Here is a 19,111-nt window from a genome sequence, read left to right on the forward strand (position 1 = left end):
ATGTCCGCGCGGTTCCTTCCTTCGTTCCGACTGGACCATTTGCCAATTCGACTCCGCCAGCGCCGCTTGTGCGAAAGCCTGACAATCTGGTGAAATGGTTGCGCCGTCCAACACGCCCCTATCCGCATGTAAGGATATGCTGACGCCATGAAGCACCGCAGCTTGCTGCTCTACCTTCCCGCCGCCTTGCTGCTGACGCCCTTCTTCCTCGCGCCGATGGCGGTGATCGGGACGGAGAGCTTCAGCGGCCAGCAAGGGATCGGGGCGGAATACGCAAAGGTCGTGACCGACCAAGGCATCAGGACGGTCCTTTACAACACCTTCTATGTCGCGACGATGGTGACGATCTTTTCGCTGCTGATCGGCTACCCGATAGCCTATGTGCTGGCGCGGCTCAGGGGTCGGTGGGCCACCATCGGCATATTCCTCATCTTCCTGCCGTTCTGGGCCAGCACGGTGATCCGCTCCTTTGCCTGGATGATCCTTCTCGGCCGCAAGGGTCCGGTCAACTCCATCCTGGTCGGCATCGGCCTTATCGAGGATCCGATCCGTTTCATCGACAACGGGCTCGGGCTGGTGATCGCGATGACCTACATCATGGTGCCGTTCATCGTCGTGCCCATCCTCAATGGCCTGCGCGCCATAGATCCCAACCTTCCGCGCGCGGCGGCGGTGCTCGGAGCCAATCCATGGCGCCAGTTCCTCGCAGTCACCCTACCGCTTTCCATGCCCAACGTGGCGGTGGGTTGCACGATCGTCTTCGTCACCTCGCTAGGTTTCTTCGTCACGCCTTCGCTTCTGGGCGGAGACCTGACGGTGGTTTCGATGCTGATCAGCGAACAGGCCAACAGGCTGCTGGACTGGCCGCTCGCCTCGTCGCTGGCGATCATTGTGCTGCTCCTCACCATCATCATCTTCGCGCTGCTGCGGCTCAGCCAACTGGCTTCGCGCCGCAAGGGCAAGGCACAAGCGGGAGTGTTCGCATGAGCATTTCCGAGAAGAAGCTTTGGACCGCCTGGAGCCGTTTCCTGAACGGCCTCGTCGGGGCCATGCTCATGGGGTTCCTGGTGCCCATCCTGGTTGTCGTCGCGGTATCCTTCCAGAGCAAGTCGTACCTATCGTTTCCGCCGACGGACTTTTCGCTGCGCTGGTACCAGCAGTTCATCGGCAACGACGATTACCGCTCCGCCATCCTGAACAGCATGATGATCGGAGCGGCGGCCGCGGCATTGGCGACGATCGCCGGGATTTCGACCGCACTGGCGGTCGTGCGCGCGAGCGTCCCAGGCTCCACCGTCGTCAGCGCGCTTTCCGTCGCGCCCGCCATATTGCCGCAGATCGTTCTGGCGATAGGGCTTTTCCCGATCAGCGTGTGGCTGGGACTTCAAGGTACGCTATGGGCCGTGATCCTGGCGCATGCCGTCATCGGCCTGCCCTTCCCGTTCATCACTGTCTGCGGCGCGCTGGCCTCCTATTCGAACCGCATCGAGATCGCCTCGATGACGCTCGGCGCCAATTCCTTCCAGACCTTCAGGCTGATCACCTTCCCGATGATCAGGCCGGCCGTGATCGCGGGTTTCATCTTCGCATTCGCAGCGTCGCTCGACGAGCTGGTGCTGGCGCTCTTCCTGAGCAGCCCATCGACGCGGACATTGCCTTTGCTCCTTTGGGAGCAGCTCAACTTCCAGGTCACTCCCGAAATCGCTGCCGCGGCCAGCGTCATTCTCGCCGTAACCAGCCTACTCATTCTCGCGGCAACTTTGTTGCCCCGTCTCGGCAAGGACAATTAGGATGCTGCAGATGTTAAGTCGATCCGCGACAGGTCAGAACCGTGCCGCAGGGGGCGCCGCGGTCTCCATTCGAAATCTGTGCAAGCGCTATAACAATTTCGAGGCCGTCGTCCCCACGTCCGTCGAGATCGATTCCGGCGACTTCTTCGCCATCATCGGACCGAGCGGCTCCGGCAAGTCGACGCTGCTCGGCATGATCGCCGGCTATATCGACCCGACCGAAGGGCAGATCATGGTCGACGGGCGCGACATCGTTCCCGAACCGATCTACCGGCGCAACATCGGCATGGTGTTCCAGAACTATGCGCTGTTTCCGCATTTGTCGGTCGCCCAGAATGTCGCCTATCCGCTGAAGATCCGCGGCGTGGCGAAGGACGAGATCGCGAGGCGCGTGCGCGAGAGCCTCGCCATGGTGCGGCTTGAAGCGTTCGCGTTGCGCAAGCCTTCGGAACTCTCCGGCGGACAGCAACAGCGCATCGCGCTGGCGCGTGCGTCGATCTATCATCCGTCGATCCTGCTCATGGACGAACCGCTCGGCGCGCTGGACAAGAACCTTCGCGACGAGATGCAGGAAGAGATCAAACGCTTCCAGCAGGAATTGGGCGCGACCGTCATCTACGTCACCCATGACCAGCAGGAAGCGGCGTTCCTGGCCGACCGCATCGCCATCATGCGCGACGGCGCCATGACGCAGATCGGCAGCCCGCGCGCGCTCTACGAACAGCCCAACAGCCGCTTCGTCGCCGAGTTCCTCGGCGAAGCTTCCATCTTCCCCGTCAAATCGGCGTCCGGAAAACAGGCTGGCCAGCCTTGCCAGATCGTCCTGGAGGATGGCACACAGGCAATTATCCGCACGGACGAGGATGCAGGTCCCGGCCGCTTCGCCTGCATCCGGCCGGAACGCGTCACCGTCGGCCCGAACGCGCGAGGCCTCGACAACACCTATACCGGCATCGTGCGCGAGAGCCTCTACACGCCGGGCAGCATCCGCTACCGAATCGAGCTGAACGGCACCGGCTCCACGCTCAAAGTGCGCGTGCTGCCGCAGGGCAATACCGAGGTCTTCGAGACCGGAAGCGCGGTCGACATAGGCTGGTCGACCGACGACATGACCATCCTTCGGGAATAGTCACGACCGATCCCACGATCATGCGGCCGGCCTGTCCTGGTTCTATTTCAGCTTCTGCTGGCCGTAGGTCTTGTAGCGGTTCTTGACCACGCTCAGTTCGTCATCCGTCAGCATGACGGGCCGTCCGAGCATCGAGGCAAGCATGTACTGCCTGGCCAGCGTCTCCAGTTTTTCGGTGCGGGCGAGCGCGGTGGCGAGATCGGGTCCGTAGGCGATCATGCCGTGATTGGCGATCAGGCAGGTGTTTCGTTCCGCCAGCGCCCGCACCACGACCTCCGCCAGTTGCGCGGTGCCGAAGGGCGCATAGTCGGAACATGGAACATCGTCGCCGCCGAACGATGCGATCATGTAGTGGAATGGCGGAAGGCCTTGCCGCAGGCAGGACAGCGCCACGCAGTGATCCGGATGGGCATGCACGACGGCCTGGGCCTGAGGGAACGCCTTGTAGATCGCCGCATGCATGTTCCATTCGCTCGACGGACGGATCTCGCCGTTCCAGTCGCCGTCGAGCGTCATCTCGACCATCGCGGCCTGGTCGAGCTTTTCGGGCGGGATGCCCGTCGGCGTTATCAGCATGCCGCCGGCCCCGAACCGCTGGCTGATATTCCCCGAGGTACCGCTGTTCAAGCCCTTCGTCGCGATGGCGCGCACGGCATCGACAAGGGACTGGCGCATCGTTGCTGATTGATCGGTCATTGGGTTCTCGCCTGTGGCGGCCATTGTTCCAGATAGGGTTCGATCCTTACGGGCCGGCGCATTTCGTCGAGCACCGCCGAAAAGACGTCCAGGCCGCCGAGCTTGCCGGACTTCAGCATCAGCGCGACGGGAAACGGCATTTCGGCCACCATGCGTCCGGTGCCCAGGCCCTGGTATGGCCCGACGATGAAGCGGGCGACGGGCAGCTTGGGAACGATGGCGCCGGCGGTTTCGCCGCCGGCGATGACGAGCCGACGGACGCCACGCTCAAAGATCAGGCGTTGCGCCAGACCGGTAAGGAAATCCTCCGCCGCCCGCGCCACCACATCGCGCCCGTATTTGCCCTGAAGCCGTTCGACTTCGTCCTGCGGAGCCATCGTGGCGATGGCAATCGCCTGCCCCGCGCCGATCGCCCGATCGGCCGACGCCAGCGCCGAGGCGAGCAGATCTTCGCCCTCCATGACGCGGCCGAGATCGATCGTGACGACTTCGTTGTGCCGGCCGAAATGCGCAAGCTGTTCGGCTGTGCGTGGCGCCACGCTGCCGGCAAGGACCACGGCCGGCCCTTCGACGCCCGGCAACGCGGCTGCCTCGGGCCAGGCAAGCTTGCCGCCGCGCCGCCATGACGTCGGGAGATGCGCCGCCACCGACGCGTTGCCGGTCAATAGCGGCATCGGCGCCGCGGCCTCGGCGATCGAAGCCAGATCGCGCTCATAGATGGTATCGGTGACGGCAAAGCGGACGCCCTCCCCGGTCAAATTCTCACAGTGCTTGACGATGGCCTCCGCGCCTCGATCGACTACCGGGTGCGCAACCAGCCCGACGCGGCTCCGGCTTTGCGCCGCAAGGACGCGAACGATGTTCGAATCCGTCATCGGCGTCAGCGGGTCGAAGCGCTTGGGGGACTCCGCCAGGATCTGCGAACCGCCGAACATATAGCCCTGGAACACCGTTCGCTGGGTCTCGCAGAGCGCCGGGCAAAACAGGACCATTTTCGCGTCGAGCAGATCCGCCAGCGCCTCGGCGCACGGGCCGATGTTTCCGGCCGGCGTGGAATCGAAGGTCGCGCAATATTTGAAGAATACCTGGTCGCAGCCTGCCGACAGCAACCGCCGCGCGGCCCCCAGGACGAGATCGACCGCATCCTGCGCCGGGATCACGCGCGTCTTCAGCGCAATCACATGCGCGAGCGAGGCGGAAGGGATGTCCGCCTCGGCGCTGGTCGCGAAACTCGTCGGCACGCCCCGCGCCACCAGCATGGCCGCCAGTTCGGATCCGCCGGTCAAGTCATCGGCAATCGCGCCGAACAGCAGCGGACGCTTTCGTTCTGCCATCGATTCATTCCCTTGAAATCCCGTCCAGGCTTGAAGCCGTGGGCGGTCGCATACGCCATATGTCAAAGACCCAAAAATGCCCGAGCCAGGGCCAATTGACCGTCCATCATCTGGCGGCCGAACAGCAAGCGGCAACCCATGGCTTCGGCAGCTTGCAAGAGCCTGGTCCTTTCAGGCTTCATGACGATGTCGGCAACGATCATATCCGCGGATAGCGTCGCGAAGTCCACGGGATCTCCATCATCCTTGCCGATCATCCCCAGCGAAGTCGCATTGACGACCATGTCGAAGCCGGTGGCATCGGCCTCGCCCGTTCGAACCGACGCTCCCGGATAGGCGGCGGAAACCGTTTCGACGAGCGCAACGGCCTTAGCATGGTCGCGGTTTGAAACGACCAGTTCCGCCACGCCCGCCTCGGCCAACGCAAAGGCCAGGCTGCGCCCTGCACCGCCGGCGCCGAGCAACAGCACACGAAGTCCTGCAGGCTGAATGCCGGCCTCCATGGCGCCGCGCACGAAACCGCTGCCGTCGACATTGTCTCCAGTCAGCTTTCCATCCGCATCGCGCCGGACGTAGTTGACGCTGCCGATCATCCGGGCGCGCGGCGTGAGTTCGTCGAGCAACGGCACAACAGGGATCTTGTGCGGGATAGTGACGCCTGATCCGACGCAGTTTCGAAATCCGCGCAGCGCCTGGATCGCGGTGGCCAGGTCCCGCGCGCCGACATGAACAGGCACGCAAACGAAGTCGTGGCCGGCTGCACGCATGAAGGCGGTGATGGCTTCCGTGCCGACCACATGCGAGACCGGATCCGCCATCAGCAGCATGATCTTCGTCTGCCCGGTTATGCGGCGCGTATCCATAAGCCCTCGTGGTTCGCTTCCAGTAACATGATAAATATCGACTAATGACTTTATGGTTGCCAGTCCGAAGTGGAATCCGCCTCGGCAGCATTTGCGCCCATTTCTCGCGAAACTCAAGCAGTTTGAGTGAGAATCCACCGGTCGCCCACCGCGATTGCCGGCATCGTCATTTCGCCCGGAATGCCTGTTGATAATGAATAAGTTTCTCTGTAATCCTAACGTTCTCATACCATGACTGTCCGGGCCACGGAGGATTACCACCCATGTCGAAGCGGCAAATGCACCTGATAGGCTATGTGCTGGCGGGGCCGACCTGGCACCATTACGGAGCCTGGCGGCACCCGGAAAGCGATGGCCTGGATATGCTTGATCCTGCCCGCTATGAGGAGATCGCCCGCGTCCTGGAGCACGGCAAATTCGACGGGCTGTTCTTCGTCGACTTCCTGATGCTGTTCGATTCCTACGCCGGCGGCTACCGCACCAACCTGAAGGAAGGCGGTCAGCAATGCATGATGGACCCGATGCAGCTTCTGGCCGCCATGGCCCGCGTCACCTCGCGCATCGGACTTGCCTCGACCATGTCGACGACGTTCTACCACCCCTTCCACATCGCGCGCGCCTTCGCCTCGCTCGACCATATCAGCAAGGGCCGGTCCGGCTGGAATGTGGTCACCTCGGCGATGGAGCGCGAGGCCAAGAATTTCGGCATGGATGCGCTGATGGACAAGAACAAACGCTACGATATGGCCGATGAGGTGCTGGAAGCCTGTAACAGGCTCTGGCAGAGCTGGGAGCCGGGAGCGCTCGTCGGCGATCGCGAGAACAACATCTTCGCCGACGCCGACAAGGTTCACTACGCTAACTATGAAGGCCAGTATGTGCGCACCAGCGGCCCGCTGACGGTGCCACGCTCGCCGCAGGTCAAGCCAGTCATCATGCAGGCCGGCTCCTCGCCTCGCGGCCGCGAGTTCGCCGGCCGCTGGGCCGAGGTCATCTTCACGCTGCAGAACTCCAAGGAGCACATGCAGGCCTTCTACCGCGACATCAAGGACCGCGTCGTCGCCAGCGGGCGCAAGCCGAATGAGTGCGCCATCGTGCCTGCCGTCGACATCGTGCTCGGCGACACGGAATCGATCGCCAGGGAGCGCGCCGCGGCCATCAATGAATACGCAAGCCCCACGCTCGGCGTCGCCGAGATCTCCAATGCCCTCGGCGTCGACATGTCGAAGGAGCCCCTCGACAAGCCGCTGGAGGATCTCGAGCTGACGCAGGGTTGCCGCGGCATACTCGACGTGATGCTGCAGGGAACCAAGAAGGATGGGCTGACGCTGGGCCAGGCCGGCAAGGCCTGGGCGACCAGCCAGATGACGCCGCAGCTCATCGGCACGCCGAAACAGATTGCCGACCACCTGCAGGATTTCTTCGAAGCGGAATGCTGCGACGGCTTCATGATCTGCCCGTCGATCAGCCCGGGAACCTATGTCCAGTTCGTGAAGACGGTGGTTCCGGAACTGCAGCGTCGCGGGGTGTTCCGCAAGGAGTACCAGTACGCCACGTTCCGCGAAAACCTGCAAAACTGATCGCGGCAATCCGGCGTCTATCAGGCGGCTCGGCTTTCAAATTTGCCGGGCCGCCATGCTTTTACACGCTCCGGAGGGGAAGCCCCGAAATTGCCCGTGGCCCAACCGCTATTCGCTCTGTTCCCTCGGCATGAGAATTTCCGGAAGATAGCAGCGCAGATAGGCAACGCCCGCCAGGTGCGCTTCCGCGATGTAGTCGTCGCGGATATAGCCATGCTCGCTGTATGACAGCGAAAAGACGCCGTCTATCATCGAGAAATATGTAGCAAGCCGGCGCTCCCAATCCGGGACCGAAGGCATATGAAAATAGTAGGACAGAAGCTGCGACCGGCCGTCAACGAGGCGGTGCAACTGCGATATGTCGGCGGTCTTGACTTCCAGGCTGATATTGGCACCCAGGAACAATCGCAACGCGGCCGGATGGTTGTTGTGATATTGAGCCGCGCTGGTCACCTTCAGCCGGAACAGGTCCTGCCAACGCGCCGGCCGAACCTCCAGCGGCAGCTTCGACAGCTCCAGCAACGCGTTGTGATGCACCTCGGCCAGAGCAAGCAGCGCGGCCTCGGTGCTCGGAAAGAAATGATAGACCGACGCGTTCGGTACCTTCGCCTTGGCGGCGATCTGATACAGGCCGATGTCCTGCACGTTGCTGGTCGCAAGCAATTCGTCCAGGGCATCGAGCAGCTTGCGGAAGCGCAACTGGCCGGGTTTGCGCTGCGGGCGTCGGGCGACAATGCGCTTCGGCTGCCGGTCCGCGGCGGCCTTTTCCTCGACATCGTTGCTCATCGTCACCTCGAATTGCGGAGCCTTGAGTCCGACACAAGAAGAAACGCGCCCGAAGGTCAAGACACCAAAGATTTCAGGCAATCAAGCCAGTCTTCGCCATTCGTCGCGCGGCCGCCGAAGCAGCAGTTTTCGGTGAGTGAAGATGTCTCGACAGACTGGATTTCATGGAGCCGGCGGATGAATTTCAGCCAGAAGATGCTCGTTGTTCGTCATCGCCGCATCCCGGCGCATCCTGTCGTAAAGCCAGGTGCAGAACATTTCGCAACTTTGCTTGCGCAGTTGTCCGGCCGGCTCCACGACATAATAGTCGGAACCCCGCACCCTGTAGGGGGCGATGTCGAGCGCCGGCACCAGAACCCCGCTCGCGAAGAGATCGTCGATCAGAGGGCTGCCTCCGAGCGCGATGCCCTGACCGCTCAGCGCCGCCTGCATGAGGACCGAGAAGTTGTTGACTGTGATCTGGTGCTTGCCTTTCGTGACGTCGATGGCATGGGCATGAAACCAGTCGCTCCATCCGCCGCCCTGCACGGACCGTCCCTCGATGTCGAGCAGTTTCTCGCCCAGGAGATCGGCCGGGCGGGTCGGACGCTTGCGCTTGTCCCAATAGGAAGGATGGCAGACGGGCGTCACCTCGCAACCGACCAGGAACCTGGCGGACATCGACGACCACGAGCCTCCGCCGAAACGGACCGTCATGTCGATCCGCTGTTTTGAAATGTCGACGAGTTCATCATTCACCGCCAGCCGCAGATCCACATCGGGATGGAGACTGCTGAATTCGGCAAGCCGCGGCGCCAGCCAGTAGGTGCCGAAAGCATGGGTCGTGCCGACGACGATCGCCTGCGGATCGCGCAGCTCCCTCACTCGGTCCGCGAGAGACGCTATAGCCGTCAGATGCACCGGCAGCGATGCATTGAGCATGGCGCCCGCGGGCGTGAGCTCGATCGACCGGTGCCCTCTTTCGAAAAGAGGAATCTGGAGGAAGTTTTCCAGCTCGCGAATCTGCCGGCTGATGGCCGCCTGCGTGATGTTCAATTCGTCCGCGGCCTTGGTGAAGCTCATCAGCCGCGCGGCTGCCTCGAAGGAGATCAGCGACACCAGGGAGGGGATGCTTTTGCGCAGCAATGACATAACGAATTTTAATGCCAATCGGACGCCATCCGCAAGTCGGCGCGTAAGCAGATTGCCCCTTTTTACTCGTATCTTTTCCGATCTGATCGATAACCTCGCTAAACCCGCACCGGCGGCTCATTGCAATAATTTCAGTGGCTTAGATCTCGACACGACTTTCGTCCGATGATCGCTGACAAAAGGATTTGTTATGGGACACCAAGAATTTTGCGCGTTTACGCAACCATCCCCCTTCGGCATGCTCGCAATACCAAAAGCGTGATCATAGGACGCACCGAACATGAATGCTCCCGTCGTCATCCCGCCTGCCGCTGTGCCGGTCGGCCGCGATCTGTTCAAGACCGTGTCCAGCCATTGGCCATCCGGCGTGGCGGTCGTCACGACGGCGGCCGGCGACGGAACCTTGCATGGCTTGACCATGAGCGCCGTCATCGCGCTCTCACTGGAGCCCATGCAGTTCCTGATCTCGGTCGACAAGACCTCCAACACGCTGCCGGTGCTGAAAGAGAAGCGGCGCTTCTGCATCAATTTTCTCAGCAGTGAGCAGCGCGACATCTGCATGCTGTTCGCTAGCAAGGCCGCCGACAAGTTCGCTTCCGTCGGCCATCGGCTCTCCGACACCGGCTTGCCGATGATCGACGGCGCGGTTTCCTGCATCAACTGCGATGTGAACAGCATCATTGCGAGTGGCGACCATGAGATCATGATCGGCGATGTCCGCGACATGGAGCATTTCGGCGGCGAGCCGCTGATCCATTTCAAGCGATCGTTCCACAAGGCGCGGCCCGCCTGAGCGACATGCTCTCCTGGTCAGCTTCTCCCCTGGATTCGTGGCGCGAAGCAGGGCTCGCATCCAGCTCAGGTCTTTACCCCGCCGGACGATCGAAGCCTTTCCTGGTCCAAAGCATGTCTCCCAAACCGGTTCCCACTTTCGGGAGGCTTGGGCTAGGATGATGCCATGCGGCTTTATGCATCCATGATCGCGTTGGGGTTCCTGCTGGTGGCGATCGCCTCCGGCATGTGGCCATCCTGGGCGTTGGCCTCGTCGCTGTCGCGGCCCGTCATCACCCTCGTTTCATCGGCGGCCACGATGGAGCGTTCGACCTTCAAGCCCTGCTATCGCACAGTGCGAACGTCGGGTGTACCCTGCTTTCTTCAGATCGGCCTGCCGCAAGACTTGACCGGCGGCGAGGCGCAAACCTCCAGGCATTGCAATCCCGCGATGAGTCTCCCCGCGACGAAGTCCATCTTCCGCGAGGCGGAACCGAGACCGCCCCGACCTTTCTTCACCGCCTGAATCCGGTGCGCGTTGGCGGGTGCCGCCGGCGCGCTTCTTTCATCCCATGTGAAGGGTGGCGATGCCGCCTCAAAGGTCATTTCATGCTGAACGAAATTCCCATCAGCCGCCGGCGTCTCCTGCTCGGCGCCTCCAACTTGGCTGCAGCCGCGACGCTCCTGCGTTTCCTGCCGGCTCGCGCCCAGGAAGGACTGACACCTGGACAGGTTCTCAACGATCCCGACATGCCGCTCGTCGGCGCCAAGAATGCCGACATCACGATCGCGGAGTTCATGGACTATAACTGCCCCTATTGCCGCAAGAGCCACCCGGAATTGAAGAAGCTCCTTGCGAGCGACCGCAAGGTGCGGGTCGTCTACAAAGACTGGCCAGTGTTCGGTCCGGTGTCCGAATATGCGGCCCGCATGGCGCTCGCGGCCAAATGGCAGGGGAAGTACGAGGCCGCGCACGACGCGCTCATGTCGTCGCCCAAACGCTTCCAGCACAATAAGGAAGTCACGGCCGTCTTGGCCGGGGCCGGTATCGACATGTCGAGGTTGAACAGGGACGCAGCGGCGCATAAAGCCGACATCGACAAGTTGCTCGCCCGAAACGCGCTGCAGGCCGATACGATCGGCTTGCAAGGCACACCCTCCTGGCTGGTGGAGTCCTTCGTCGTCTTCGGCGGCCTCAGCCACGCCCAGTTGCAGGAAGCGGTGGCGGAAGCACGCCGCAGAAAGAAGGCCTCGGACGGCAAGTAGGATCCGCCCCATTCGCGAGAGGCCGCCGGCCAGTTGGCGCGGCGGCCTCCGTCGGGCTCTTGGCTCAGGCGATGAAGGCTTCGGCGACGCTGCGAATGCCTGCGGCATCGAGCTTGTAATGAGCGTAGAGATGAGTGGGCGGCGCGATCAGGCTGTATTCGTCGTAGATGCCGTGACGCCTGAGCTTTACGCCCATTCCCTCGTCGGCGAGCACTTCGGCGACCGCACCGCCAAGTCCGCCCATGACATTGTGCTCCTCGACTGTCATGATCTTCTTCGAGCGGGATGCCGCGTCGAGAATGGCTTCCCGGTCGAGAGGCTTGATGCACGCCATGTCGATCACGCCGACGGAGCGCCCGCCTGCATTCATCGTCTTGGCAGCCTCGAGCGCGCCGTGCACGGCCATCCCGCAGGCGATGATGGTCAGGTCCTCGCCCTTGAAATGCTCATGCGCCTTGCCGAACGTGAACGTCGGCGTGCCTTGATAGACGACGGGATCGCGGCCGCGGCCGATGCGGAAGTAGATCGGCTTGTCGTAATCGGCGGACGCGCGGATCGCCGCTTCCAGTTGCGGACCGTCCGCCGGCGACACCACCGCGATGTCGGCGATCGAGCGCATGATGGCGATGTCTTCCGTGGCATGGTGCGACGTGCCGTAGAAGCCGAGCGAGATGCCTGTGTGATGGCCGACGAGCCGGACCGGCTGCGCGGAATAGGCGACGTCCATCCTGATCTGTTCGCAGGCAAGCAGGGCAAGGAAGGAAGCAAAGGTCGCCACGAAGGGCATCACGCCGCAGGTCGCGATGCCCGCGGCGGTGCTGACCATATTCTGCTCCGATATGCCGAAGGAGACGTAGCGGTCGGGGTAGGCAGCGGCGAAGCGGTTCAGGCCGTTCGAATATTGAAGGTCGGCCGATCCGGCCATGACGTTATGGCCTGCCTTCACCAGGTCGATCAGTCCGTTGGACAGATGGTCTAGGCCTGGGTTGACGGCATTGAGGCCGCGATATTGCCAGGAATTGGGAGACAGCGGACCGTTCATTTCAAGCATCCAGCGCGTTGATCTCGGCGATGGCCTTTTCGGCATCGGACGGGTCGAGGTAACCCAGATGCCAGCCCGGCTCGGTTTCCATGTAGGAAACGCCCTTGCCCTTGCTGGTCCTGGCGATGATCATACAGGGCTTGGTGCGCTCGTCGTCGGCCCGCACCCGGCGCAGCAACTCCGTCACCTTCGCCACGTCATGGCCATCGACCTCATGGACTTCCCAGCCGAAGGCGCGCCACTTCTCGTCGAGCGGCTCGATGTTCATCAGATCGTCGACGCGGCCGTCCAGTTGGTAGCCGTTGCGGTCGACGATGGCGATGAGATTGCGGGCCCGATGCTGGGCGGCGTTGATGGCGGCCTCCCACACCTGCCCTTCCTGCATCTCGCCATCGCCCATCATGCAGAAGACCCGGTAGTCCTTCTCGCCGGTCCAGCGCTGCGCCAGCACCATGCCCAGCGCATTCGACAGCGCATGGCCGATCGAGCCCGACGAAAAGTCGACGCCGGGCACCTTCCTCATGTCGGGGTGATCGCCAAGCGGGCTGCCGAGGCGCGTATATTGATCGAGCCACTCCTTCGGGAAGAAGCCGAGATCGGCATAGATCGGGAACAGGCCAACCGCCGCATGCCCCTTGCCGATGGTGAAGCGGTCGCGGCCGGCCCATTTCGGATCGCCATGACGCAGCCGCATGACGTCGTAATAGAGCGCGGCGAATATTTCCGCAGCCGAGAACACCGACGTGTAGTGGCCGGTCTTGGCGATCTCGATCAGCCGGATCGTCTCCAGCCGCACGAAGCGGGCGCGCTCCTTCAGCATCGCCACCACGTCCGGCGTAGGCTCGAAGCTGTTGCCGCGTACCGTGCCTCCAGAAGAACCGCTCATACCATCCCTCGATCAAAATTCGTGCTTCCCTGGCGCGGCCCATGAGCCCCGCCGCGACTGCGTCAGGAGCGCAGATTTTCCCGGAACGTCCTGCCTGAATAATCCCGGCGGTAAATGCCGCGGCGCTGAAGCTCGGGCACCACCGACTTGACGAACTGGTAGAACGATCCCGGCGTGATGGACGGGCAGATGACAAAGCCGTCGCAGGCTTCGGCCTCGAACAGCTCGTGGATGTGATCGGCAATCATCATCGGCGTGCCGACCAGTTGCGGCGACATCTGCGTGGTCGCGTATTGGTGGCCGGCATCGTGCAGCGTCTTGCCCTTGCCGCCGCTCATGATGATGTCGAACACCCCGCGTGCGCCCTGCGTGATCTCCATCTCGCTCAGCGGCTGGTCCATCGGAAAGCCGGAAAGGTCGACGCCGATGTGGTTCGACATCTCGGAAAGGCCAAGCTCGGCATTGGCGAGGGAATCGATATAGTCGGCGCGCTCGCGCGCGATCGATTCAGTCTCGCCGATGACGATGTCCGTCGCCGGCAGGATGGCGCAGTGCGAAGGGTCGCGCCCGGCATTGGCGACGCGATCCTTGATGTCGCGATAGAAGGCCTGCATGTCGGCCTTGTTGTTTTGCAGCGTGAAGACGATTTCGGCCCAGCGCGCGGCGAACTGGCGTCCCCGCGCCGACGACCCCGCCTGCATCAGCACGGGGCTGCCCTGCGGCGAATGCGGCGTCATCAACGGGCCGCGCGTCTTCACATATTTGCCGGCGTAGTTGGCGTAGCGAACCTTCGAGGGATCGCCGAAAATGCCGGCCTGTCGGTCAAGCACCAGCGCATCGGGCCCCCAGCTGTTCCAGAGCGCCGTGCAGGCGTCGACCACCTCGTCGGCATGATCGTAGCGCTGCGCCTTGTCCAGCAGCCGGTCCATGCCGTAATTCTGCGCTTCGCGATCCGTCGCCGACGTCACGATGTTCCAGGCAGCCCTGCCGCCGCTGATATGGTCGAGCGACGCGAAGGCGCGGGCAATGTGGAACGGATGGTAGAGCGACGTCGACATCGTCGCCGACAGGCCGATGTGGTTGGTCACTCGCGCCATCGCCGTCAGCATCTGCATCGGGTCGAGCATGCACATATGCCCGCCGTACTTGATGCAGGGATCGAAGACGCCGCCATAGGTGTCGTAGAGCGTCTGGACGTCGACGAAGAACAGTCCGTCGAATTTTCCGGCCTCCAGGATGCGGGCGATGTTCTCGTAACGTCCAGGCTCGAGGAAATCGGTCCCGTCGCTTTCGTCGTGACGCCAGCTTCCGTTGTTGTGCCACGACGGCCCGATCGTGCAATAGCCTACGAAGTGCAGCTGACGTCCCATTGAACTCATCCAAAATCCGCGCGTCGCGGGCTCGAGGGAAGTGCCCGGCGAGCCTCCGCTGCGAAAGAAACTCTTATGCATCAGGGGCGCGTCGTCGCCTTGCGCATATTTTCGTCGAACCCACGACAAGACCGCCGATTTACGTCTGCTTCTTGCACTCCGCCGCTATGCCGTACACTGGCAAAAACCTTTAGGCAGGATAACCTTTCGTTATGCCAGGCGCCGGGATGGCGCTCCCATTGCGCCGTCAGGCGGCGGCAGGTGAATACTGGCGCACGACGCCCTGTCTGATGAGGCTTTCGACTTCCTCGGGAGCATAACCGAGCGCCTCCGACAGCACTGCGGTCGTATCCTCGCCAAGCATGGGCGGCGCTTTGTAATCTGCGTCTCGCTGCGCGACGAGACCCTGAGCCGGCCTGACCAGCGAGACTGGTCCGATATGCTGGTTGTGCAAGGTCTGCACGACATCACGGGCTTTCACCGTCGGGCTTTCGAAGGCCTCCGGCACGGACTTGACCTCGCCTGCGGGAACGCCGTGCCGCAGGCAGGCTTCCATCCAATGGTGACGCGTGTTCGCGCGAAACGACTGGCTCAACTGGGCAAGCAGGCTTTCGCGGTTCAGCGCACGCGCCGCGGCCGTCTTGTAGAGCGGATCCCGGGCGAGCTCGGGCAGGCCGACGACCTTCTCGCACAGGGCGGTGAATTGCTTGTCGTTGCCCACGGCCAGCGCGAAGTTGCCGTCCGAGCATTCGCATATCTGGTAGGGCACCACCGTCGGATGCGCATTGCCGTAGCGGCGCGGAATGACGCCGGCGTTGAGGTAGCCGCTGCCGACATTGATCAAAGTGTTCAACGCGCATTCCAGCAGCGATATGTCGATATACTGCCCCTGGCCGGTCTCCCGACGCTGATAAAGCGCCGCCAACACCGATTGCACCGAAACCATGCCTGCGATGATGTCGGTCATCGCAACGCCGATGCGCTGGGGCTCGCCGTTGACGGGGCCGGTGATCGACATCAGGCCGCTTTCGGCCTGGACGACGAAATCGTAGCCGGGTCGGTCCCATTCGGGACCGGTCTGCCCATAGCCGGAAATCGAACAATAGATGATGCCAGGGTTGAAAACCTTCAGCGTCTCGTAGTCGATCTTCAGCCGCTGAACCGTGCCGGCCCGGAAATTCTCTATGACCACGTCGGCTTTCGCTGCCAGGCGATGGATGATCTCATGACCCTTGGGATGCTTGATGTCGACCGCGATGCTGGACTTGCCGCGATTGGCGCACAGGTAATAGGTGCTGACGCCCTTGTAGCTCGGCACCGACCAGGCACGCGTGTCGTCCCCACCGTCGATGTTCTCGATCTTCCAGACCTCGGCGCCGAGATCCGCTAGCGTCATCGTCGCCCAGGGGCCGGCCAGCACACGGGAAAGGTCCAGCACCTTGATGCCTGCCAGCGGCAAACGGGATGCGGCTTCACCCGCGGGCCTAATGGATTCCGACATGGGTTCTCGCTTTCTTGCTCTGCTGGAATTTCCGCCGCTCAGGCGGCGAGCCCGATATCCGCCGGACCCGGGAAATGACACGCCGCGTGATGCCCGGGCTCGATCTCGACGAGCGGCGGCGGCACCTCGGCGCATTTATCCTGTGCCTTGAAACAGCGAGTCCGGAAGGGGCAACCCGATGGCGGGTTGATCGGACTGGGCACGTCGCCCCTCAGCAGTATCTGCTTGCGGCTGCGCTCGATATCCGGATCGGCGACCGGCACCGCCGACATCAGGGCTTGAGAATAGGGATGAAGCGGCCTGCCGTAGAGCTTCTCCGCCGGCGCCACTTCGACGAAGCGGCCGAGATACATCACCGCGACCTTGTGGGAGATGTGGCGCACCACCGACAGGTCATGGGCGATGAAGACATAGGCCGTGCGCATCTTCTCCTGTATCTCCTGGAGAAGGTTGAGCACGCCCGCCTGGACCGACACGTCGAGCGCCGAGACCGGCTCGTCCAGGATGAGCACTTCCGGCTTCAACGCGAGCGCGCGGGCGATCACGACACGCTGACGCTGGCCGCCCGACAATTGGTGCGGATAACGCCGACCATGCGCGGCGCTGAGGCTGACCAGGTCGAGCATCTCCAGCACGCGCTCGCGCCTTTGCGCGCGGTTCATCGTCGATATGCGCAGCGGCTCCGCGATGCTGTCCTCGATGCGCATGCGCGGATGCAGCGAGCCGTACGGATCCTGGAAAACCAGTTGCAGATGGCGGCGCATCCTGCGCATCTGTTGCGGGCCGAGCGAGATGACGTCGACGCCGTTGACGCTCACGCTGCCGGACGTCGGCTCGATCAGGCGCAGCAGGCATCGGCCAAGCGTGGACTTGCCGCAGCCGGATTCGCCGACCAGACCCAGTGTCTCGCCGGATTTCAGGTCGAAAGAGATGTCGGTGACAGCCTTCAGTTGCGCGACTTCCCGACGGACCACGGTGCCGCCCATGATCGGGAATGTCTTGGACAGATTGCGCACCGACAGGGCAAAGCCCGCGTCCGACGCGGCCTGGATGCTGCTTGACGTTTCAGACATTTGCGCGCTCTTCCGCCGGCGCCGTGCGACCGGCATCGCTCCAAGACGGCAGGCTCTCTGCGAAGTGACAAGCCGCTCGGTGCCGGCCAAGCTCGATGACAGGAGGAGCAGTCTTGCGACAGATATCCTGGGCAAAGCTGCAACGCGGATGGAAGGCGCAGCCTTCAGGCAGCGCGCCAAGCATGGGCGGCGCGCCGGGGATCGAGTAGAGCTTTTCCTTCGAGGCCGTCAGCTTCGGGATCGAATCGATCAAGCCGCGCGTGTAGGGATGACGGGGATTGGCGAAGAGTTCTCGCACCTCGGCTTCCTCGACCACCAGTCCGGCATAGACGACCGCGACCCGGTCCGCGTGTCCGGCGACGACGCCGAGGTCATGCGTGATCAGGATCAGCGCGAGCCCGAGCTTTTCCTTGAGCTCGCGCAGCATGCGCATGATCTGGGCCTGCACGGTGACGTCGAGCGCCGTCGTCGGCTCGTCGGCAACCAGCAATTCGGGATTGTTGGCAACCGCCATGGCAATCATGACACGCTGGCGCATGCCGCCGGAGAACTCGTGCGGATACTGATTGATCCGCCGGTCCGGCTGCGGGATGGCGACAAGCTGCAAAAGCTCGAGCACGCGCTCGGTCGCCTTCGTCTTGCTCATGCCCCTGTTGTGGAGAAGAAGCGCCTCGCGGATCTGGCCGCCCACGGTCATCACCGGATTGAGCGACGAAAGCGGGTCCTGGAAGATCATGCTGATCTGGGCCCCGCGCAGCGCGCGCATATCCCGGGGCGGACGCCCCACGAGTTCCAGCCCCTTGAAGACGACGGAGCCGCTGACGATCGCGTTGCGCGCCTGCAGACCGAGCGAGGCGAGCATGCCGAGCGATTTGCCCGACCCGGATTCCCCGACGATGCCCAGGACCTCTCCCTTGAACAGTTCGATGCTGAGGCCGCGCACCGCGGGCAGGACGCGGTCCCGCGACGCGAAGCCGACCTTGAGGTCGCGGATGCGCAGCAATGGTTGGCCGGCGGCATCTTGGTTGATCTCGGCCGCGCTCATTTGGACGACCTCGGGTCGAAATAGTCGCGCAGGCCGTCACCTATGAAGTTGAAGCCCAGCACCACCGTCAGGATGGCCATGCCCGGCCCGAATGCGATCCACCAGCTGTAGAAGAACGTCGCTCCGTCCGAGATCATCGCTCCCCATTCGGGTGTGGGAGGCGTGGCGCCGAGGCCGATGAAGGAGAGCGACGCCGCGAGAAGGATCACCTGGCCGAGGTCCATCGTCGCGCTGACGAGAATGGGCGTCCAGCAAAGCGGCAGGATATGCTTGGTGAGGATGCGGAAATGGCCCGCCCCGGCCGCGACCGCGGCCTCGACATGCTCGCGCTCGCGCACCTCGAGCACCTGGGCGCGCATCAGGCGGGCATAGACTGGCCACCAGACGACCACCATCGCGATCGCCGCGTTGCCCAGCCCCGGTCCGAGCGAGGCCGCGACGGCCATAGCCAGCAGGATCGGAGGGAAGGAAAGGGTGATGTCGACGAGCCGCATGATGGCGGCGCCGATAATGCCGCCCCGGTAACCGGAAATCGCGCCTGCGGCCGACCCGATCACCACGGCGCTGACCACGACCAGAAGCGCTATCGGCAGCGAATGCTGCGCGCCATGGATCGTGCGCGAAAGCACGTCGCGGCCAAGGGCGTCTGTTCCGAGCAGATAGCTCGCATTCGGCGCCTGCAACCGCCGGCCCGCGAGCTTGAGCGGATCGTAGGGCGCGAGCCATGTCGGGAACAGGGTAGCCACGAACCAGAAGAAAACGACGACACCGCCGACCAGAAAAGCGGGCGAAGCCCATTCGGGAAGGCGAAGACGCGCCGATGATGAGGCTTGAACCGAAGACACTGG

The 19,111-nt window shown here is 63.0% G+C and carries 19 protein-coding genes; 6 read left to right on the forward strand and 13 right to left on the reverse strand.

The genetic code is table 11. From position 1 onward, the window contains the following. The first annotated feature begins 147 nt into the window (after positions 1–147). The 3 genes from FJW10_RS09970 to FJW10_RS09980 are packed head-to-tail and all read left to right on the forward strand — an operon-like array spanning position 148 to position 2,919. Positions 148–987, forward strand: a complete 840-nt coding sequence (locus tag FJW10_RS09970) for an ABC transporter permease (protein WP_140899961.1) — start codon at positions 148–150, stop codon at positions 985–987. Further along, positions 984–1,790 carry an ABC transporter permease gene (locus FJW10_RS09975; RefSeq protein WP_140899962.1) on the forward strand — a complete coding sequence of 269 codons (807 nt, stop codon included), beginning with the start codon at positions 984–986 and terminating at the stop codon, positions 1,788–1,790. The genes FJW10_RS09970 and FJW10_RS09975 overlap by 4 nt, the downstream gene beginning before the upstream one ends. 10 nt (positions 1,791–1,800) lie before the next feature. Next, positions 1,801–2,919, forward strand: coding sequence for an ABC transporter ATP-binding protein (locus tag FJW10_RS09980; protein WP_181177477.1), 1,119 nt, complete (start codon positions 1,801–1,803; stop codon positions 2,917–2,919). 42 nt (positions 2,920–2,961) lie between these two features. On the opposite strand, the gene FJW10_RS09985 is transcribed toward FJW10_RS09980, so the two are convergent. The 3 genes from FJW10_RS09985 to FJW10_RS09995 all read right to left on the reverse strand — a co-directional run bounded on the left by FJW10_RS09985 (position 2,962) and on the right by FJW10_RS09995 (position 5,812). Then, positions 2,962–3,615 carry a class II aldolase/adducin family protein gene (locus FJW10_RS09985; RefSeq protein ID WP_181177478.1) on the reverse strand — a complete coding sequence of 218 codons (654 nt, stop codon included), beginning with the start codon at positions 3,613–3,615 and terminating at the stop codon, positions 2,962–2,964. Next, a complete protein-coding gene (gene otnK / locus FJW10_RS09990) occupies positions 3,612–4,949 on the reverse strand; it encodes a 3-oxo-tetronate kinase (protein ID WP_140899964.1) in 1,338 nt (445 codons plus the stop codon). The genes FJW10_RS09985 and otnK overlap by 4 nt, the downstream gene beginning before the upstream one ends. Before the next feature lie 62 nt (positions 4,950–5,011). Beyond that, positions 5,012–5,812: a shikimate dehydrogenase gene (locus tag FJW10_RS09995; protein WP_140899965.1), complete on the reverse strand. Its 801-nt coding sequence runs from the start codon at positions 5,810–5,812 to the stop codon at positions 5,012–5,014. A gap of 263 nt (positions 5,813–6,075) precedes the next feature. Here FJW10_RS09995 and FJW10_RS10000 point away from each other — a divergent pair, with 263 nt between their 5' ends. Next, on the forward strand, positions 6,076–7,392 hold the full coding sequence (locus FJW10_RS10000) for an LLM class flavin-dependent oxidoreductase (RefSeq protein WP_140828215.1): 1,317 nt from the start codon (positions 6,076–6,078) through the stop codon (positions 7,390–7,392). A 108-nt stretch (positions 7,393–7,500) separates the two neighbouring features. On the opposite strand, the gene FJW10_RS10005 is transcribed toward FJW10_RS10000, so the two are convergent. After that, complete coding sequence (locus tag FJW10_RS10005) at positions 7,501–8,178, reverse strand: TetR/AcrR family transcriptional regulator (protein WP_140828213.1); 678 nt, start codon at positions 8,176–8,178, stop codon at positions 7,501–7,503. A 162-nt stretch (positions 8,179–8,340) separates the two neighbouring features. Continuing rightward, positions 8,341–9,309, reverse strand: coding sequence for a LysR substrate-binding domain-containing protein (locus FJW10_RS10010; RefSeq protein ID WP_181177479.1), 969 nt, complete (start codon positions 9,307–9,309; stop codon positions 8,341–8,343). Positions 9,310–9,589: 280 nt separating this feature from the next. Here FJW10_RS10010 and FJW10_RS10015 point away from each other — a divergent pair, with 280 nt between their 5' ends. Further along, the gene (locus tag FJW10_RS10015; protein WP_140828209.1) at positions 9,590–10,102 is read left to right on the forward strand and encodes a flavin reductase family protein; all 513 of its coding nucleotides are present in this window, start codon (positions 9,590–9,592) and stop codon (positions 10,100–10,102) included. A 173-nt stretch (positions 10,103–10,275) separates the two neighbouring features. Here the strand turns inward: FJW10_RS10015 and FJW10_RS30370 are convergent, their stop codons facing one another. After that, positions 10,276–10,419 carry a hypothetical protein gene (locus tag FJW10_RS30370; protein WP_181177480.1) on the reverse strand — a complete coding sequence of 48 codons (144 nt, stop codon included), beginning with the start codon at positions 10,417–10,419 and terminating at the stop codon, positions 10,276–10,278. Positions 10,420–10,689: 270 nt separating this feature from the next. On the opposite strand from FJW10_RS30370, the gene FJW10_RS10020 reads away from it, so the two are divergent. After that, positions 10,690–11,346 (forward strand): DsbA family protein, encoded by a 657-nt coding sequence (locus tag FJW10_RS10020; protein WP_140899967.1) that lies wholly within the window; start codon positions 10,690–10,692, stop codon positions 11,344–11,346. Between the two features lie 64 nt (positions 11,347–11,410). Here the strand turns inward: FJW10_RS10020 and FJW10_RS10025 are convergent, their stop codons facing one another. From FJW10_RS10025 to FJW10_RS10055, 7 genes are all read right to left on the reverse strand, one after another. Continuing rightward, positions 11,411–12,388, reverse strand: a complete 978-nt coding sequence (locus FJW10_RS10025) for a transketolase C-terminal domain-containing protein (RefSeq protein ID WP_140899968.1) — start codon at positions 12,386–12,388, stop codon at positions 11,411–11,413. Position 12,389: 1 nt separating this feature from the next. Next, positions 12,390–13,274, reverse strand: coding sequence for a transketolase (locus FJW10_RS10030; RefSeq protein WP_140899969.1), 885 nt, complete (start codon positions 13,272–13,274; stop codon positions 12,390–12,392). 62 nt (positions 13,275–13,336) lie between these two features. Then, the gene (locus FJW10_RS10035; RefSeq protein WP_140899970.1) at positions 13,337–14,644 is read right to left on the reverse strand and encodes an LLM class flavin-dependent oxidoreductase; all 1,308 of its coding nucleotides are present in this window, start codon (positions 14,642–14,644) and stop codon (positions 13,337–13,339) included. A gap of 247 nt (positions 14,645–14,891) precedes the next feature. Further along, a complete protein-coding gene (locus tag FJW10_RS10040; protein ID WP_140828199.1) occupies positions 14,892–16,145 on the reverse strand; it encodes a CaiB/BaiF CoA-transferase family protein in 1,254 nt (417 codons plus the stop codon). 38 nt (positions 16,146–16,183) lie between these two features. Then, positions 16,184–17,218 carry an oligopeptide/dipeptide ABC transporter ATP-binding protein gene (locus FJW10_RS10045; protein ID WP_140707827.1) on the reverse strand — a complete coding sequence of 345 codons (1,035 nt, stop codon included), beginning with the start codon at positions 17,216–17,218 and terminating at the stop codon, positions 16,184–16,186. Further along, positions 17,211–18,263, reverse strand: coding sequence for an ABC transporter ATP-binding protein (locus FJW10_RS10050; RefSeq protein ID WP_140899971.1), 1,053 nt, complete (start codon positions 18,261–18,263; stop codon positions 17,211–17,213). The genes FJW10_RS10045 and FJW10_RS10050 overlap by 8 nt, the downstream gene beginning before the upstream one ends. Continuing rightward, positions 18,260–19,108: an ABC transporter permease gene (locus tag FJW10_RS10055; protein ID WP_140707831.1), complete on the reverse strand. Its 849-nt coding sequence runs from the start codon at positions 19,106–19,108 to the stop codon at positions 18,260–18,262. Before FJW10_RS10055 ends, FJW10_RS10050 begins: the two co-directional genes overlap by 4 nt. Positions 19,109–19,111: the final 3 nt, after the last annotated feature.

It is taken from the genome of Mesorhizobium sp. B4-1-1 (genome assembly GCF_006439375.1).
In the GTDB taxonomy this organism is placed as follows: domain Bacteria; phylum Pseudomonadota; class Alphaproteobacteria; order Rhizobiales; family Rhizobiaceae; genus Mesorhizobium.

Bases quoted from the DNA above. Each gene is read 5' to 3' on its own strand.
- FJW10_RS10000 (WP_140828215.1), top strand. From the start codon at position 6,076: ATGTCGAAGCGGCAAATGCACCTGATAGGCTATGTGCTGGCGGGGCCG.
- FJW10_RS10005 (WP_140828213.1), bottom strand. From the start codon at position 8,178: ATGAGCAACGATGTCGAGGAAAAGGCCGCCGCGGACCGGCAGCCGAAG.
- FJW10_RS09985 (WP_181177478.1), bottom strand. From the start codon at position 3,615: ATGACCGATCAATCAGCAACGATGCGCCAGTCCCTTGTCGATGCCGTG.
- FJW10_RS09980 (WP_181177477.1), top strand. From the start codon at position 1,801: ATGTTAAGTCGATCCGCGACAGGTCAGAACCGTGCCGCAGGGGGCGCC.
- FJW10_RS10040 (WP_140828199.1), bottom strand. From the start codon at position 16,145: ATGTCGGAATCCATTAGGCCCGCGGGTGAAGCCGCATCCCGTTTGCCG.
- otnK (WP_140899964.1), bottom strand. From the start codon at position 4,949: ATGGCAGAACGAAAGCGTCCGCTGCTGTTCGGCGCGATTGCCGATGAC.
- FJW10_RS10015 (WP_140828209.1), top strand. From the start codon at position 9,590: ATGAATGCTCCCGTCGTCATCCCGCCTGCCGCTGTGCCGGTCGGCCGC.
- FJW10_RS10050 (WP_140899971.1), bottom strand. From the start codon at position 18,263: ATGAGCGCGGCCGAGATCAACCAAGATGCCGCCGGCCAACCATTGCTG.
- FJW10_RS10010 (WP_181177479.1), bottom strand. From the start codon at position 9,309: ATGTCATTGCTGCGCAAAAGCATCCCCTCCCTGGTGTCGCTGATCTCC.
- FJW10_RS10045 (WP_140707827.1), bottom strand. From the start codon at position 17,218: ATGTCTGAAACGTCAAGCAGCATCCAGGCCGCGTCGGACGCGGGCTTT.
- FJW10_RS09975 (WP_140899962.1), top strand. From the start codon at position 984: ATGAGCATTTCCGAGAAGAAGCTTTGGACCGCCTGGAGCCGTTTCCTG.
- FJW10_RS09970 (WP_140899961.1), top strand. From the start codon at position 148: ATGAAGCACCGCAGCTTGCTGCTCTACCTTCCCGCCGCCTTGCTGCTG.
- FJW10_RS10030 (WP_140899969.1), bottom strand. From the start codon at position 13,274: ATGAGCGGTTCTTCTGGAGGCACGGTACGCGGCAACAGCTTCGAGCCT.
- FJW10_RS10025 (WP_140899968.1), bottom strand. From the start codon at position 12,388: ATGAACGGTCCGCTGTCTCCCAATTCCTGGCAATATCGCGGCCTCAAT.
- FJW10_RS10020 (WP_140899967.1), top strand. From the start codon at position 10,690: ATGCTGAACGAAATTCCCATCAGCCGCCGGCGTCTCCTGCTCGGCGCC.
- FJW10_RS10035 (WP_140899970.1), bottom strand. From the start codon at position 14,644: ATGGGACGTCAGCTGCACTTCGTAGGCTATTGCACGATCGGGCCGTCG.
- FJW10_RS09995 (WP_140899965.1), bottom strand. From the start codon at position 5,812: ATGGATACGCGCCGCATAACCGGGCAGACGAAGATCATGCTGCTGATG.